Origin of the sequence: Mesorhizobium sp. M7A.F.Ca.US.005.03.2.1 (assembly GCF_003997795.1) — a bacterium.
Lineage (GTDB): Bacteria > Pseudomonadota > Alphaproteobacteria > Rhizobiales > Rhizobiaceae > Mesorhizobium > Mesorhizobium ciceri.
Window position 1 is genome coordinate 1 of record NZ_RZRP01000076.1, and the last position, 13,185, is coordinate 13,185.

General features: G+C 61.0%; 13 protein-coding genes and 1 pseudogene. 6 read left to right on the top strand and 8 right to left on the bottom strand.

Features of this window, described 5'->3' with window-relative positions; genetic code table 11:
* Positions 1–75: 75 nt before the first annotated feature.
* The 3 genes from EN991_RS06800 to EN991_RS06810 form a co-directional block, all read right to left on the bottom strand.
* The gene (locus EN991_RS06800) at positions 76–354 is read right to left on the bottom strand and encodes a DUF4031 domain-containing protein (RefSeq protein ID WP_013531766.1); all 279 of its coding nucleotides are present in this window, start codon (positions 352–354) and stop codon (positions 76–78) included.
* A gap of 58 nt (positions 355–412) precedes the next feature.
* The gene (locus EN991_RS06805) at positions 413–1,711 is read right to left on the bottom strand and encodes a hypothetical protein (protein ID WP_127368435.1); all 1,299 of its coding nucleotides are present in this window, start codon (positions 1,709–1,711) and stop codon (positions 413–415) included.
* A gap of 115 nt (positions 1,712–1,826) precedes the next feature.
* Positions 1,827–2,654, bottom strand: a complete 828-nt coding sequence (locus tag EN991_RS06810; RefSeq protein ID WP_013531768.1) for a cell envelope integrity EipB family protein — start codon at positions 2,652–2,654, stop codon at positions 1,827–1,829.
* A 138-nt stretch (positions 2,655–2,792) separates the two neighbouring features.
* On the opposite strand from EN991_RS06810, the gene EN991_RS06815 reads away from it, so the two are divergent.
* The 5 genes from EN991_RS06815 (at position 2,793) to EN991_RS06835 (ending at position 7,123) form a co-directional block, all read left to right on the top strand.
* On the top strand, positions 2,793–3,257 hold the full coding sequence (locus EN991_RS06815; protein WP_127368436.1) for a RidA family protein: 465 nt from the start codon (positions 2,793–2,795) through the stop codon (positions 3,255–3,257).
* 14 nt (positions 3,258–3,271) lie between these two features.
* Positions 3,272–4,000: a glycerophosphodiester phosphodiesterase gene (locus tag EN991_RS06820; RefSeq protein ID WP_024503355.1), complete on the top strand. Its 729-nt coding sequence runs from the start codon at positions 3,272–3,274 to the stop codon at positions 3,998–4,000.
* A 50-nt stretch (positions 4,001–4,050) separates the two neighbouring features.
* Entirely contained in the window at positions 4,051–5,265 is a 1,215-nt protein-coding gene (locus EN991_RS06825; RefSeq protein WP_013531771.1) for a GNAT family N-acetyltransferase, read from the top strand.
* Positions 5,266–5,351: 86 nt separating this feature from the next.
* A complete protein-coding gene (locus tag EN991_RS06830) occupies positions 5,352–5,783 on the top strand; it encodes an HIT family protein (protein ID WP_013531772.1) in 432 nt (143 codons plus the stop codon).
* Between the two features lie 203 nt (positions 5,784–5,986).
* On the top strand, positions 5,987–7,123 hold the full coding sequence (locus tag EN991_RS06835; RefSeq protein WP_245460910.1) for a phosphatase PAP2 family protein: 1,137 nt from the start codon (positions 5,987–5,989) through the stop codon (positions 7,121–7,123).
* A 41-nt stretch (positions 7,124–7,164) separates the two neighbouring features.
* Here EN991_RS06835 and EN991_RS06840 read toward each other — a convergent pair.
* The 4 genes and pseudogenes from EN991_RS06840 to EN991_RS06855 all read right to left on the bottom strand — a co-directional run bounded on the left by EN991_RS06840 (position 7,165) and on the right by EN991_RS06855 (position 11,002).
* A pseudogene (locus EN991_RS06840) lies at positions 7,165–7,511 on the bottom strand (hypothetical protein).
* A gap of 60 nt (positions 7,512–7,571) precedes the next feature.
* A complete protein-coding gene (clpA, locus tag EN991_RS06845; protein WP_063172102.1) occupies positions 7,572–10,040 on the bottom strand; it encodes an ATP-dependent Clp protease ATP-binding subunit ClpA in 2,469 nt (822 codons plus the stop codon).
* 6 nt (positions 10,041–10,046) lie between these two features.
* The gene (gene clpS, locus EN991_RS06850; protein ID WP_023812950.1) at positions 10,047–10,376 is read right to left on the bottom strand and encodes an ATP-dependent Clp protease adapter ClpS; all 330 of its coding nucleotides are present in this window, start codon (positions 10,374–10,376) and stop codon (positions 10,047–10,049) included.
* 296 nt (positions 10,377–10,672) lie between these two features.
* Positions 10,673–11,002, bottom strand: a complete 330-nt coding sequence (locus tag EN991_RS06855; RefSeq protein WP_013531776.1) for a phasin family protein — start codon at positions 11,000–11,002, stop codon at positions 10,673–10,675.
* A 285-nt stretch (positions 11,003–11,287) separates the two neighbouring features.
* Between EN991_RS06855 and EN991_RS06860 the strand changes: the two genes are divergently transcribed.
* The gene (locus EN991_RS06860) at positions 11,288–12,697 is read left to right on the top strand and encodes a D-alanyl-D-alanine carboxypeptidase (protein WP_013531777.1); all 1,410 of its coding nucleotides are present in this window, start codon (positions 11,288–11,290) and stop codon (positions 12,695–12,697) included.
* A 46-nt stretch (positions 12,698–12,743) separates the two neighbouring features.
* On the opposite strand, the gene EN991_RS06865 is transcribed toward EN991_RS06860, so the two are convergent.
* On the bottom strand, positions 12,744–13,185 hold a 442-nt coding region (locus EN991_RS06865; protein ID WP_164768894.1), incomplete at its 5' end, for a DnaJ domain-containing protein.

The window sequence follows — 13,185 nt, forward strand, 5'->3', positions numbered from 1 at the left end:
CATATAGAGGGGATGCGCGATAAACGCAAGTGCCGCGGGACCTGTGTGCGGCGTGCGACGATCCGCGCGCTGCCGTCAGCGCTTTATCTTGCCGTTCGGCACCCGCACCCGCCGGAAGACCGCGACGATCTCCTCGCGGCTGCATTCGATGGCGCCGAGCCGCACCGCACGGTCACGCTCGAAGCCGGTTATGTCATAATGCGGCGCCGATGTCTTGGGCGGCCCCTGGTAGGATGAGCGCTTGACGCCAAGATGCGCGGCAAAGCGATGCAACTCGTCGGTGTCGTCGGCCAACAGATGGCACCAGCGATGGCCGGCCCAGTTCCAGATCGCTGCGTCGACATAGGCTGCCATAAAGCTTGCTGTCTGCCTTCCATCCGTCACGACAGTCGGCCACATGGCCCGGCTGATGTCAGTGACGATAGAATGGATTGGGATAGAAAATGAAGCCGCCATTGGCTGCAAGCTCGGCGACGATGTTGGTGACTGTATCCTGCATGCGACGGTGCAGATCGGCAACCGCATCGTCGATCGAGCCCGTATGCTCATGCAAGCCCAGTGCCTCCGGCACCCGGATGTGGGCGCAACGCGGCCCGGCCGGCTGCGGAACGAACCGGTTCATCGTGTCGCGCAGCCCGCCCCGACAATAGTCGTTGCGGATCCGCTTCAGATGTTCGGCGATCTCCTCCTGGCTAATGCGCGGATTGGCGCAGGCCCAGGGTCCGACGCGTTGCAGCCTCTGAACCCTATCGGCGAGCGCGCGGACCTGCCTTTGCCGTTCGGCATCGCCAGTGTTTTCGCGCTGCCAGCGACGCGCCCGCCGCAGAAGCTCGGTGATGTCGGCGACATCAATGTCGGCTGAGATGCTTTTGCCGAGCTGGCGGCTGAGCTCGGTGACCAAAACCCTCTGACGCTGGGCATAGGAAGCGCCTTGGGCGAACGGCATACCGCTGGCAGCTTCATCGCGGGCCAGCAGTGTCGAATAGACATGGTGAATGCGCTGCGGCAGCGTGTCGGTCGCCTGGCGTTCTATTTTGAGGTTTTTCTCGACATAGGCACATTCCTTCGCCAGTGCCGCTTCGACGTTGCCGGTGAAGACAAGCTTCCAGACGACGGGCGCGATCCAGACCTTGAAATTGGGATCCGTGGCCCGACCGCGCTTGAGGGCCTCCAGTCCCATCTCGACGGCACCCGGCAGCAAAGGCGCAACGACATTGGCATGCCAGCCGACGCCGCCTTCGGGATGCAGCAGCACGCCATGGCCTTTCAAGGCCCAGGCGATCGAGTGTTCCTTCGCTGCCCCGCTGTTGCCGGGAATCTGGGCGATCAGATTGTTGGCCAGCCAGAACTTCTGCATCAGCCGGCCAAGGCCGTTGACGACACCATTGGTCGCCCATGAGGCCGTGAGCGGGCTGACCTGCGACACGATTTCCTTGTCGATCATCCAGTCGGTGAAGAACTCGGGATGATTGGGCGTAATGAAGGTCGCCTTCCCTGCCCCGCAATTGGCCTTCAGCCGCTCAAGATCAGCGTCGGGAAAGTCGATATGGCGGACATTTGAGACGCCGCGCAGACCGGCCAGGCGATTGAACGGCAACAGATCCCGAAACCCGGGAATGCCGCGCAGCATGACGATCCGGTTGACGGATGTCATGGCCCTGATCAGTGCCGGGTTGGGCCGCGGCGCGACGAACGTATCGATCCTGCTCAAGCTGATCCCCCTCGCGCCTGGACGCTGGGAAGCAGGTTGGGAGACGATTGCGGCACGTTCAAGTCGTTCGTTACGACCACGCCGTGCCGTGGCAAATCAGCTGCCTAGACAGGCACTATTTGGCGGGACAAGGTTTTGTCTGGTCGAACAGCGACAGGTTGACCAGCTTGCCGGTCATCGAGAAGTCGCCATAGTCCATGACGAGATCGCGGGTGATGCCGTTCTCATGCAGCTTGAAGCTGATACGGTATTCCGGAACCTCTTCGCCGGTCTTGTTGGTGTCGTCGAAATAGGCGATGTCGACCGGCCAGTATTTGTCGGTGGCGAGCTTTGCCAGTGCCGAAGCTTCCGGGTCGGCCTTGTCGGCATCGGTTTTCTTGCCGACAACGACGGTGGTGGTCATCACCTTGTTGGCGTCTTCGGAACCGTCGAACAGGTTGGTTTCGTAAAAATTCTCGCCCTTTTCGGCCTTGCCGATCAGTTCGACCAGATGCTGGGTCGGGAATTGGGTTGTCGCGAGCTCGACGCTGTTCTTTTCAGGCTTGTCGATGTCGACCTTGAGGCCCTTGGTCTCTTTCGTGGCGATGCCCTTGACCTCCTTGTCGAGATTCTGGTCGACGAAGGACTTTGTCACGAACGAAAAGGTCTTGCCCTCGGCATCCTCGAAAGTGGTCGTCTGCTGGTCGGTCAACCTGGTGTTGTCGGCGGTGACGATCTGGGTGACGAAGCGGAATTTCACCGTATAGCCTTCGCAGGCCGAGCCGTTGAACTCATAGACCATGCGGCCGGATATACCCGTGATGCCGGACTGATCGGAAGCCTTTTTCAGGGTAAGATCGTAGACGGCGCGGTGGGCTTGCAGCGCCGGCGCTGCGAAGACAGGGCCTATCGAGAATATCCCCGACAACAGGACGGCATGGAATGCGAGGCGCGTTGCGCGCATGAGGTACTCCGATCGTCGCGACTGATGGCAGGCCGCAGGGAAAGATGGTCCAGCTTAAAAAAAGTCGTGGCGGAAGCGAGGCAAAAATAGCAATTTCGGCCCGGCCGGCGCGGCGTCACCAAGCAATAGGGAAATACCATGAGTGAAACAATCGAAAAGCGGCTAAGCGATCTGGGTGTGACGCTTCCCGTCGCCGCCGCGCCCGCCGCCAACTACGTGCCCTATTGCAGGACCGGCCATTTGCTGTTCACTGCCGGGCAATTGCCGCTCAAGGACGGCAAGCTGCAGGCGAGCGGGCTGCTCGGCCGCGACGTCGACACGGCAGGCGGCAAGGACGCGGCAAAATACTGCGCGATCAACATCCTGGCGCAGGCCAAGGCAGCACTCGGCGACCTCGAGAAGATCAGCCGTCTGGTGAAGATCACCGTTTTCGTCGCCTCGTCACCCGAGTTCGTCGAGCAGCATCTGGTTGCCAACGGCGCCTCCGATTTCCTGGTCGCCGCCCTTGGCGAGCGCGGCAAGCATGCACGCTCCGCCGTCGGCACGGCCTGCCTGCCGCTTAATGCCGCAGTGGAAATCGAAGCCATCTTCGAAGTCGCATGAGCCAGGGTACAGATATGACCGACCTATCCTGGCTGACCGCCCGGCCCGTTGCCCACCGCGGCTTCCACGACATGAACAAGACGCGCTGGGAAAACACGCTGTCGGCCTTTGCCGCAGCCGCCGAACGCGGCTACGCCATCGAATGCGACGTGCACCTGTCGTCCGACCGCGTTCCCGTCATCATCCATGACGGCGATCTCAAGCGCCTGACCGGCCAGGATGGTTTCGTCTGGCAGCGTACCGCAGCTGAACTCGCGGCGCTCAGGGTCGGTGGCACGGCGGACCATGTGCCGACGCTGCAGGAAGCGCTCGACCTGGTCGATGGCCGCGTGCCACTGGTCGTCGAGCTGAAAGGCACGCCCGGCTATGACGAAGGCCTGGTGGCAAGCGTCGGCAAGATGCTCAAGCGCTACAAGGGCAAGGCGGCGATCATGTCGTTCGACCATTGGCTGGTCCGCGATTTCCCAAAGGACGCGCCGGGTATCCCAGGGGGTCTCACCGCCTACGGCAAGGACGTCGGGTTGATCGAGGCGCATTTCGCCATGCTGGCGCATGAGATCGCCTTCACCTCCTACGCCGCCGGCGACCTGCCAAACCCATTTGTCAGCTTCGTGCGTGAAAGGCTGAAAATGCCTGTTATCACCTGGACGGTGCATGACCAGCCGGCGGTCGACCTGACCTTCAGATATGCCGATCAGATGACGTTCGAAGGGTTCGAACCCGATCTGGTCAAAGTCGCCTGAGTGTCTGAAACGTGACTTGCACCAGGCCGGACGGAGCTTAAATAAGCCTCATGGATCAGGGCGACGAGGGTGACGGACAAACGGCCAATGCGGACTATTCGATCCGCGTCGCCGCCGGCATCGGCGCCTTCACCTGTGATGAATGGAATGGCTTTGCGGGAACTGCGCGCGGCGATTTAGAAACCAGCTACAATCCTTTGGTTTCATTCGCTTTCCTGAGCGCCCTTGAGGATTCCGGATGCGCCGTGCGCCGCACTGGTTGGCAGGGCCACCATCTCAGGCTGGAGGATGGGCGGGGCAGATTGCTGGGCGCGGTGCCCTGTTATCTCAAATCGCACAGCCAGGGCGAATATGTGTTCGACCATGGCTGGTCGGATGCGTTCGAACGCGCCGGTGGCCGCTACTATCCCAAACTGCAAAGTGCCGTGCCGTTCTCCCCGGTCACCGGCCCTCGCCTGCTGGTCACCAGGGGCGAGGACAGTGCCAAGGTGAAGGCCGGTCTCGCTGCGGGCCTGAAGGCGGTGACGCAAAAGCTCGGTGTCTCTTCCGCACATGTCACCTTCGCGCAAGAGAGCGATGTGGAGGTGCTGGAAGCAGCCGGTTTCCTGCACCGCACCGACCAGCAATTCCATTTCTTCAACGAAGGCTTTTCAACCTATGACGACTTCCTCGCCACCCTTGCCTCGCGCAAGCGAAAGGCGATGAAAAAGGAAAGGCGCGAAGCGCTTGCCCCAGGCATCTCAATCGACCGGCTGACCGGCAAGGACCTCACGGAGAAAGCCTGGGACGATTTCTTCGCCTTCTACATGGACACCGGCAGTCGCAAATGGGGCCGGCCCTATCTCAATCGTCAATTCTTCTCGATGATCGGCGAGCGCATGGCCGACGACATCCTCCTGGTGATGGCTAGGCGCAACGGGCGCTATATCGCCGGCGCGATCAATTTCATCGGTTCGGATGCACTTTATGGCCGCAACTGGGGCTGCATCGAGGACCATCCCTTCCTGCATTTCGAGGTCTGCTATCACCAGGCGATCGACTTCGCCATCGAGCGCAAGCTCAAGGTGGTCGAGGCGGGAGCGCAGGGCGAGCACAAGCTGGCGCGCGGCTACCGGCCGGTGACCATGCATTCCGCGCACTACATTGCGCACCCAGGCCTGCGCAACGCCGTCGCCGACTATCTTCGGCGCGAACGGCAGGAGGTGGAGCGGATGAGCGAATATCTGGAAGAGCATACCCCGTTCCGCAAGGATCTCGAGGAGTAGCCCCGGTTGGCCGATTGGGGGGCGACGATTATCTTGCCGAATTTCGACGCCTTCGCTACACGAAGGCACAATCCGGAGCGTTCGCCATGACCGAGGCCGCCTACGATACCGACAACATTTTCGCCAAGATCCTGCGCGGCGAAATTCCCTCGCACCGTGTCTACGAGGATGACGCGGTCATCGCCTTCATGGATGTGATGCCGCAGGGGCCCGGCCATACGCTGGTGGTGCCGAAAGCGCCGTCGCGCAACCTTCTCGATGCCGATCCGTCAATTTTCGGCCATCTCTTGAGCGCCGTTCAGAAAGTGGCGCTGGCGGTGAAAAAGGCCTTCGGCGCCGATGGCGTCACCGTCATGCAGTTCAATGAGCCGGCCTCGGGGCAGACCGTCTATCATCTGCATGTGCATGTCATTCCGCGCTTCGACGGCATCCCGCTGAAGCCGCACACGGGCGAGATGGAGAAGCCGGAGATTCTGGTCGGGAACGCCGAAAAGATACGGACTGCACTCAAAAATTGAGAGCGGGAGGTCCGCCAATGATGTGGTGGACCTGGTCGAGAATATCGGACTAACAAGCGCCGTTCAGTCCAGAAGCCGATTCTAATGCCCGGCCGTGCCCAGTGCCGACTCAACCGTTTGCAACTCTAATCGTCTGATTAGGAAATATCGAACCATCTCACGGTAAAATGCTAACGCGTGGCGAGCTGTGGGGCTTCAAAACCATGGAACATTCGGTTGCGGCATCGGCCCCACTGGCGGGGGCAATTGTCGAGCGTGCTTTTCTTGGCATCTTGGCGGATGCCTTTTGGCGACACCGGCTGCTGCACGCTATGGCTGCCGCTGCGCTGCTTCTGGCAAGCGCAGTCGGGTGGCACACTGGAAACATGCCGGATTTCGGCGTTCTGGAGGAATACGCTGAGTATCTTTTCATCGCCTTCTGGATTTGCGGCTCAGCCTTTGCACTTGGGACGCTTCTCCATCTTGCGCTGGTCCAGCGGGATACCGAACCGCTGCACACCTTCCTGAAGTCACTGGGTAGATTCTTTGGCGACGCCGAACGCATTGCCAACAGCCTGAATGGCCTGGGTGCGGGTCTTGCCTTCATATCCGCGATCGGTGTGTTGAAGGGAGCCATTGCAATCCTCTCTCCGTTTGCATGGGACAAGGCATTGGCTCAGGCCGACCGCATCCTGCATTTCGGTCGAGCCCCGCACGAATGGTTGTGGTTTATCGTCCAGTCGCCGCTTGCATTGAAGATCATCAACATCGCTTACAATTTCTGGTTCGTCGTGCTCATTACCGCGGTTTTCACCGTGTGCATCGCACGCAAGGATACGAAGCTGCGTCACCAGTTCCTGATGAGCTTCATGACGGTGTGGACGCTGGGTGGCTTCTTCCTCGCGATGGGCCTGTCGTCGGCTGGCCCTTGCTTTTACGAGCGATTGGGGTTCGGCAACGACTTTCACGCCCTCATGCAAGCACTCGCCACCGCCGATCGCATCTATCCAATCTGGGCGCTCAACACGCAGGATATGCTGTGGGGTGGCTACACCGGCGCAACTACCGGCAGCGTCGGTATATCCGCCTTCCCATCCCTGCACGTTGCGATGGCGGTGCTGTTCGCTCTCTATGCAACGCGGCGGTCTCGGCTGGCCGGTGTTGTGATGTGGTTATTCGCGGGCGTCATTATGGTCGGAGCCGTCGTGCTTGGCTGGCACTATGCCGTGGATGGCTATGCGGGCGCATCCCTGATGGTCGCGATCTGGAAGGCGTGCGGATATTTGCTGACCCGTTTCGAGTCGGACAGCGCGGCCGCTGAGAGCTCCACCATGCAATCGCCGGCCCTTTGCGGGATGTAAATTCGCCGATCTGGACGAACTCGCCTGCGGCGGCATGCCGGTCAAAACGCCTCAAGGGCGGCGCTGGATGGGTTGGACAATTTCCGAAACGCTGTTGGATACGGTCCTTGCCGAAGCTGCTCTGCGAGCGTGTCCGCGCATTGCCCAGGGCTCAGGAGCGACGTGTCGACTTCCAGATCGTACACACCGGGCCGGTGCACCTCTTCCTGCCACAGGCGCGCCACCGGGCCGCAATCCCATCCCGGGTCGATAGCGCGGCGGCATGGCCTGATCGCAAACGTCGACACCGAGATTGATCCAGACGCCATCGAAGCACCCCTGAACAGCCTTGGCGATGCTTGTTTTTCGATCGCGGCGCACCGTTCAGGGTGATGATCTGGCCGATTATGCCTACCCTCGCTCCAATAAAAAAGCCCCGTGCCCGGGGCTTTCTTGACTTTCGTAAGGTTCAGTTCTTTCGGGGCAGTTGTGGCACCAGGCTGCGCTTGCCGCCGTCCTTGCCCTTGGCTTCGGGCTTCTGCGCCACCAGCTTCTTGGCCGTCGGCTTTTTCACCACGGCCTTTCTGGACTTCGGCGTTTCTTCCGGCTCTTCCTTCTTCGGCTTCACCGGCGCCTCGTCGGCCAGCGATTCGAGCTTCAGGCCGGTCTCGCCGGTTTCCTTCTTCTCGACGGTGACGCGCACCGTGCCGCCCTTCTTGAGCTTGCCGAACAGCACCTCGTCGGCCAATGGCTTCTTGATGTGCTCCTGGATCACACGACCGAGCGGCCGCGCGCCCATGCGCTCATCATAGCCCTTGTCGGCGAGCCAGGCGATCGCGTCCGCCGACAGGTCGAAGGTGACGCCACGCTCGGAAAGCTGGGCCTCGAGCTGCATGACGAACTTCTGCACCACCTGATGGATGACCGGCACCGGCAGCGAGCCGAACGGGATGATCGCATCGAGACGGTTGCGGAACTCCGGCGTGAACAGCCGGTTGATCGCCTCGACATCGTCGCCTTCGCGCTTGGTCGAGCCGAAGCCGATCGCCGCACGCTGCGCATCCGACGCGCCCGCATTGGTGGTCATGATCAGGATCACATTGCGGAAGTCGATCTGCTTGCCGTTGTGGTCGGTCAGCTTGCCATGGTCCATAACCTGCAACAGGATGTTGAACAGGTCCGGATGCGCCTTCTCGACCTCGTCCAGCAACAGCACGCAATGCGGATGCTGGTCGACGCCGTCCGTCAGAAGACCGCCCTGGTCGAAGCCGACATAGCCGGGAGGAGCACCGATCAGCCGCGACACGGTGTGGCGCTCCATATATTCCGACATGTCGAAGCGGATCAGCTCCACGCCGAGCGACGCTGCCAACTGCTTGGCCACTTCGGTCTTGCCGACGCCGGTCGGGCCGGAGAACAGGTAGGAGCCGATCGGCTTCTCCGGTTCGCGCAGGCCGGCACGCGCCAGCTTGATCGCCGAGGTCAGTGCGGTGATCGCAGTGTCCTGGCCATAGACGACTCGCTTCAGCTCGATATCGAGGCCCTGCAGCACCTTCTCGTCGTCGGCCGAAACCGTCTTCGGCGGGATGCGGGCCATGGTGGCGATCGTCGCCTCGATCTCCTTGATGCCGATAGTCTTCTTGCGCTTGGCTTCCGGCACCAGCATCTGCGAGGCGCCGGTCTCGTCGATCACGTCGATCGCCTTGTCCGGCAGCTTGCGGTCGTTGATGTAGCGTGCCGACAGCTCCACCGAGGCCTTGATCGCCTCGTTGGTGAACTTCACCTTGTGGAACTCCTCATAATAGGGCTTGAGGCCCTTCATGATCTCGATCGCGTCCTCGATGGTCGGCTCGTTGACGTCGATCTTCTGGAAGCGCCGCACCAAGGCACGGTCCTTCTCGAAGAACTGGCGGAATTCCTTGTAGGTGGTCGAGCCGATGCAGCGGATCGCACCCGACGACAGCGCCGGCTTCAACAGGTTGGACGCATCCATGGCGCCGCCTGAAGTCGCCCCTGCCCCGATCACCGTGTGGATCTCGTCGATGAACAGCACGGCGCCAGGATAATCCTCGAGCTCCTTGACGACCTGCTTCAGCCGTTCCTCGAAATCACCGCGATAGCGCGTGCCGGCGAGCAGCGTGCCCATGTCGAGCGCGAAGATGGTTGCATTGTGCAGCACTTCGGGAACGTCGCCCTCGACGATGCGCTTGGCCAGGCCCTCGGCGATCGCCGTCTTGCCGACGCCGGGGTCACCGACATAGAGCGGGTTGTTCTTGGAGCGGCGGCACAGCACCTGGATGGTGCGGTTGATCTCGGACTCGCGGCCGATCAGCGGATCGATCTTGCCGGCCTTGGCCTTGTTGTTGAGGTTGACGCAATAAGCCGTCAGCGCGTCCTGCTGCTGCTTCTTCTTGCCGCCTTCCTCTTGCGGCTCGGCGCCGTTCTGGCCGCCCTGCTCGTCGTCGGCGCCGCGCGGCGAGCGTGTCTCCGACGCGCCCGGACGCTTGGCAATGCCGTGCGAGATGTAGTTGACCGCATCGTAGCGGGTCATCTGCTGTTCCTGCAGGAAATAAGCGGCATGGCTCTCGCGCTCGGCGAAGATAGCGACGAGCACGTTGGCGCCCGACACTTCCTCGCGGCCAGAAGACTGCACATGGATCACCGCGCGCTGGATGACGCGCTGGAAACCGGCCGTCGGCTTGGAGTCCTCGTCGTAGCCGGTGACGAGGTTGTCCAGCTCGGTGTCGATATAGGTGAGAACCGTATGCTTGAGCTCATCGAGATCGACATTGCAGGCGCGCATGACGGCGGCCGCCTCGGTATCGTCGATGAGCGCGAGCAGCAGATGTTCTAGGGTTGCATATTCATGGTGCCGCTCATTGGCGAGCGTCAGCGCCTGGTGAAGCGCCTTTTCCAGGCCTTGGGAGAAAGCCGGCATGTTACCTCACTTCTTCTCCATCACGCATTGCAGCGGATGCTGATTCTGTCGGGCGAAATCCATGACCTGGGACACTTTGGTCTCGGCCACCTCGAATGTATAGACCCCGCACTCGCCCACTCCATGATTGTGAACATGAAGCATGATGCGTGTGGCGGCTTCGCGATCCTTCTGGAAAAAACGCTCCAGCACGTGAACCACGAACTCCATCGGAGTGTAGTCGTCGTTGAGGATGAGGACCCGATAAAGGCTGGGCTTCTTGGTCTTGGTTTTGGTGCGCGTGATAACGGCCGTCCCACGGCCGGCCCCATTGCCGTTACCGTCGCCGTCTTGCATTCGCACCACGCGTCTCGTGGCAGTCAAACCGATCGTCACGTATTCCTGCCTCTTTCGATTCCCCATGCGAGTTCGACATGTAGGTGTTCGATGTACGATTTTAAGCCCTTCTGGTTAGCTGACAATATGGCTAGGTCACCAAACTTGGACGATTTTCGCAATCGTGAAGGGGCGCGAGGCTCTGGAACGGAAATTGACACGAAAAAGCCCGGCCACGTTTCCACGGCCGGGCTTTTTCTCGGGTCAAAAGGCTGAATCTGGGTCACGTCAGGCGAAATCAGTTCGCCCGGGCGAAATTACTTCGCCTTGGCAACGATCGATTCGAATGGCTTGTAGGCTTCCTTGGCGAGTTCGGCATAGAGATCGCCAATCTTGGTGGCCTCGGCGACGAAAGCCTCATAGGACTGCTTGGCATAGTCCGACTGGATCTCGATGGCCTTTTCCAGCGACTTGGCTGAAAACAGCTTCTCCACAGTGGCGCTGCCGGTTTCAAAACTCTTCTTGGTGTATTCACCAGCCTCGGTGGCAATCGCCTGTGCGCCCTTGGAGAGCGACGCGAAGCTCTTCAATCCGGTGTCGGCGAACTCTTTGCCGTATTTGCTGAAGTCCTCATAGGTCTGGGTCATTTCACGATTCCCTTGACGGTTGAGGCGTCCTTCTTCGGGGCGCCCTTGTGCAATGCAAGATAATATATTGTGCGCCGCACAAAAGTCAAGATTTCGCGGGCTTGCGGACCCGCCTGCGCAGCCAATGGCTAAAAATCGAATAAAGAGAGCTTCAAGCACGAAGAAAATGGTGAACGCGGCGGTTACCATAAACGGATTGGTAACGCTGCGCCGGTAGCTTGGCCGGAAGCGAGGCAGGACCCTTTGCCGCCTCCAACGCAACGAAGAAATCCAAGGGAAGTACCAGTGCGTAAGGCGTTGTTGGGCATCGTTTCCAAATCCACCTCCCCTCTCAAAACGATGATGATCATCGCCTTGGCGATGACATTCGTTTTTGGAGACGTTGCCTCGTCGCTGGCGGCCAAGCAGGCGGCCATCGTCGTGGATGCCAAGACTGGCAAGGTGCTTTACTCCGCAGATGCCAACGGCAGGCGCTATCCAGCTTCGCTGACCAAGATGATGACGCTGTACCTGACCTTCGAAGCGATGGCGAAGGGCAAGATCAGCAGGAATACGCCAGTGGTGTTTTCCGCCAAGGCCTCAGCCGAGGCGCCGACGAAACTTGGCGTGAAGCCGGGCGGTTCGGTCACGGTCGAGACCGCGATCCTGTCGATCGTCACCAAGTCGGCGAACGACTCGGCCACCGCGCTCGGCGAAATGCTCGGCGGCAATGAAACCACTTTTGCCCGCATGATGACCGCCAAGGCGCGTGCGCTGGGCATGAACGGCACCGTGTTCCGCAACGCCAATGGCCTGCCAGACCCTGGCCAGTTCACCACCGCGCGCGATATGGCGACGCTCGGCATCGCGCTGCGCGAGCATTTTCCGCAATATTACGGCTATTTCTCGCAGCGCTCCTTCCTCTACGGGCGTCAGCGCATCAACGGTCACAATCGCCTGCTCGGACGCATCAAGGGTGTCGACGGCATCAAGACGGGCTACACCCGCGCCTCCGGCTTCAACCTCGTCTCGTCGGTTTCCGACGGCAATCGCCGCATCGTCGGCGTGGTCATGGGCGGCAGTTCCGGCCGCAGCCGCGACAATCAGATGGCCAGCTTGATCAACACCTATCTGCCGAGGGCATCGACTCGCGGCGGTGGCGATCTGGTGGCCAAGGCCGGCGGCAACAACCCGGTCACCGCCCTCGCCCAGGTTCTCCTGCCCAAGCATGACGCTCCGACGCCCGATGACAAGCCTGTTGTGGCGCAGGACGACGCCACCGTCGCCGAGGACGCCACGGTCGCGGAAGACGATACCCCGCAGGCCGAAGAAGCAGCCCCCGTCGTCAAGACCAGAAAGGTCAAGACCGTCATCGTTTCAGCTCCCCAGGTCGCGACGGCCCAGGTCGTCGCTGCCTATGCCGAGCCAACGCCAGCGGCCGTCGACCCGGTCAACACGGCGTCGGTGCCGTCAGGCTGGGCCATTCAGGTCGCCTCGTCGCCAAAGCAGTCCGAGGCACAGGCCTTCCTCGACAAGACCACCAAGCAGGCGCCCAAGGTGCTGGCCGACGCCTCCGGCTTCACCGTCGCCTTCGACAAGGACGGCGTCACCTACTATCGCGCCCGCTTCGGCGGCTTCGGTTCGAAGACCGCCGCCTGGAAGGCCTGCACCGCTTTGAAGAAGAAGAACATCGAGTGCTACGCCGTCCAGCAGTAGGACGGCGTGGAAATCATCTCCCGGAAAAATTCTGCGTCGAAGGAGACTAGTTGTGATTGGAGAGCAAGACGTCCTTGGCTTCGTTAATCCGCGCCGCCAGGAAAGACGTGCCGCCGACATCGGGGTGCAGGCGCTGCATCAGGCGGCGGTGCGCCTGGCGGACATCCGCCGCGGCGGCCCCCGCTTCAAGACCAAGGACCTTGTAGGCCTCCTCCTTAGTCATGGCGCCCGGACCTGGCGCAACACCCAGCCCTTCGCCACCGTTCGTCTCAGTGTTTTTGCGCCAGACGGGAAATCTGCCGTCAAGATACGTCTCTAGCAACTGCCGGCTCTCCGGATCACCGGAGAGTTCGCGGTAGAGGTGCTGCAATTCCACCAGCCCCATCGCGCCAAGCATCTTGCCTTCGTGGCGGCCAGCCAGGACCAGTCCTTCGAGGCCGCCGGTATCGTGATCGAGCTCCATTTCCAATGCCGCTGTGCCCACCGTC

Bases quoted from the DNA above. Each gene is read 5' to 3' on its own strand.
- EN991_RS06810 (WP_013531768.1), bottom strand. From the start codon at position 2,654: ATGCGCGCAACGCGCCTCGCATTCCATGCCGTCCTGTTGTCGGGGATA.
- EN991_RS06835 (WP_245460910.1), top strand. From the start codon at position 5,987: ATGGAACATTCGGTTGCGGCATCGGCCCCACTGGCGGGGGCAATTGTC.
- EN991_RS06815 (WP_127368436.1), top strand. From the start codon at position 2,793: ATGAGTGAAACAATCGAAAAGCGGCTAAGCGATCTGGGTGTGACGCTT.
- clpA (WP_063172102.1), bottom strand. From the start codon at position 10,040: ATGCCGGCTTTCTCCCAAGGCCTGGAAAAGGCGCTTCACCAGGCGCTG.
- EN991_RS06820 (WP_024503355.1), top strand. From the start codon at position 3,272: ATGACCGACCTATCCTGGCTGACCGCCCGGCCCGTTGCCCACCGCGGC.
- EN991_RS06825 (WP_013531771.1), top strand. From the start codon at position 4,051: ATGGATCAGGGCGACGAGGGTGACGGACAAACGGCCAATGCGGACTAT.
- clpS (WP_023812950.1), bottom strand. From the start codon at position 10,376: ATGCAAGACGGCGACGGTAACGGCAATGGGGCCGGCCGTGGGACGGCC.
- EN991_RS06830 (WP_013531772.1), top strand. From the start codon at position 5,352: ATGACCGAGGCCGCCTACGATACCGACAACATTTTCGCCAAGATCCTG.
- EN991_RS06800 (WP_013531766.1), bottom strand. From the start codon at position 354: ATGGCAGCCTATGTCGACGCAGCGATCTGGAACTGGGCCGGCCATCGC.
- EN991_RS06855 (WP_013531776.1), bottom strand. From the start codon at position 11,002: ATGACCCAGACCTATGAGGACTTCAGCAAATACGGCAAAGAGTTCGCC.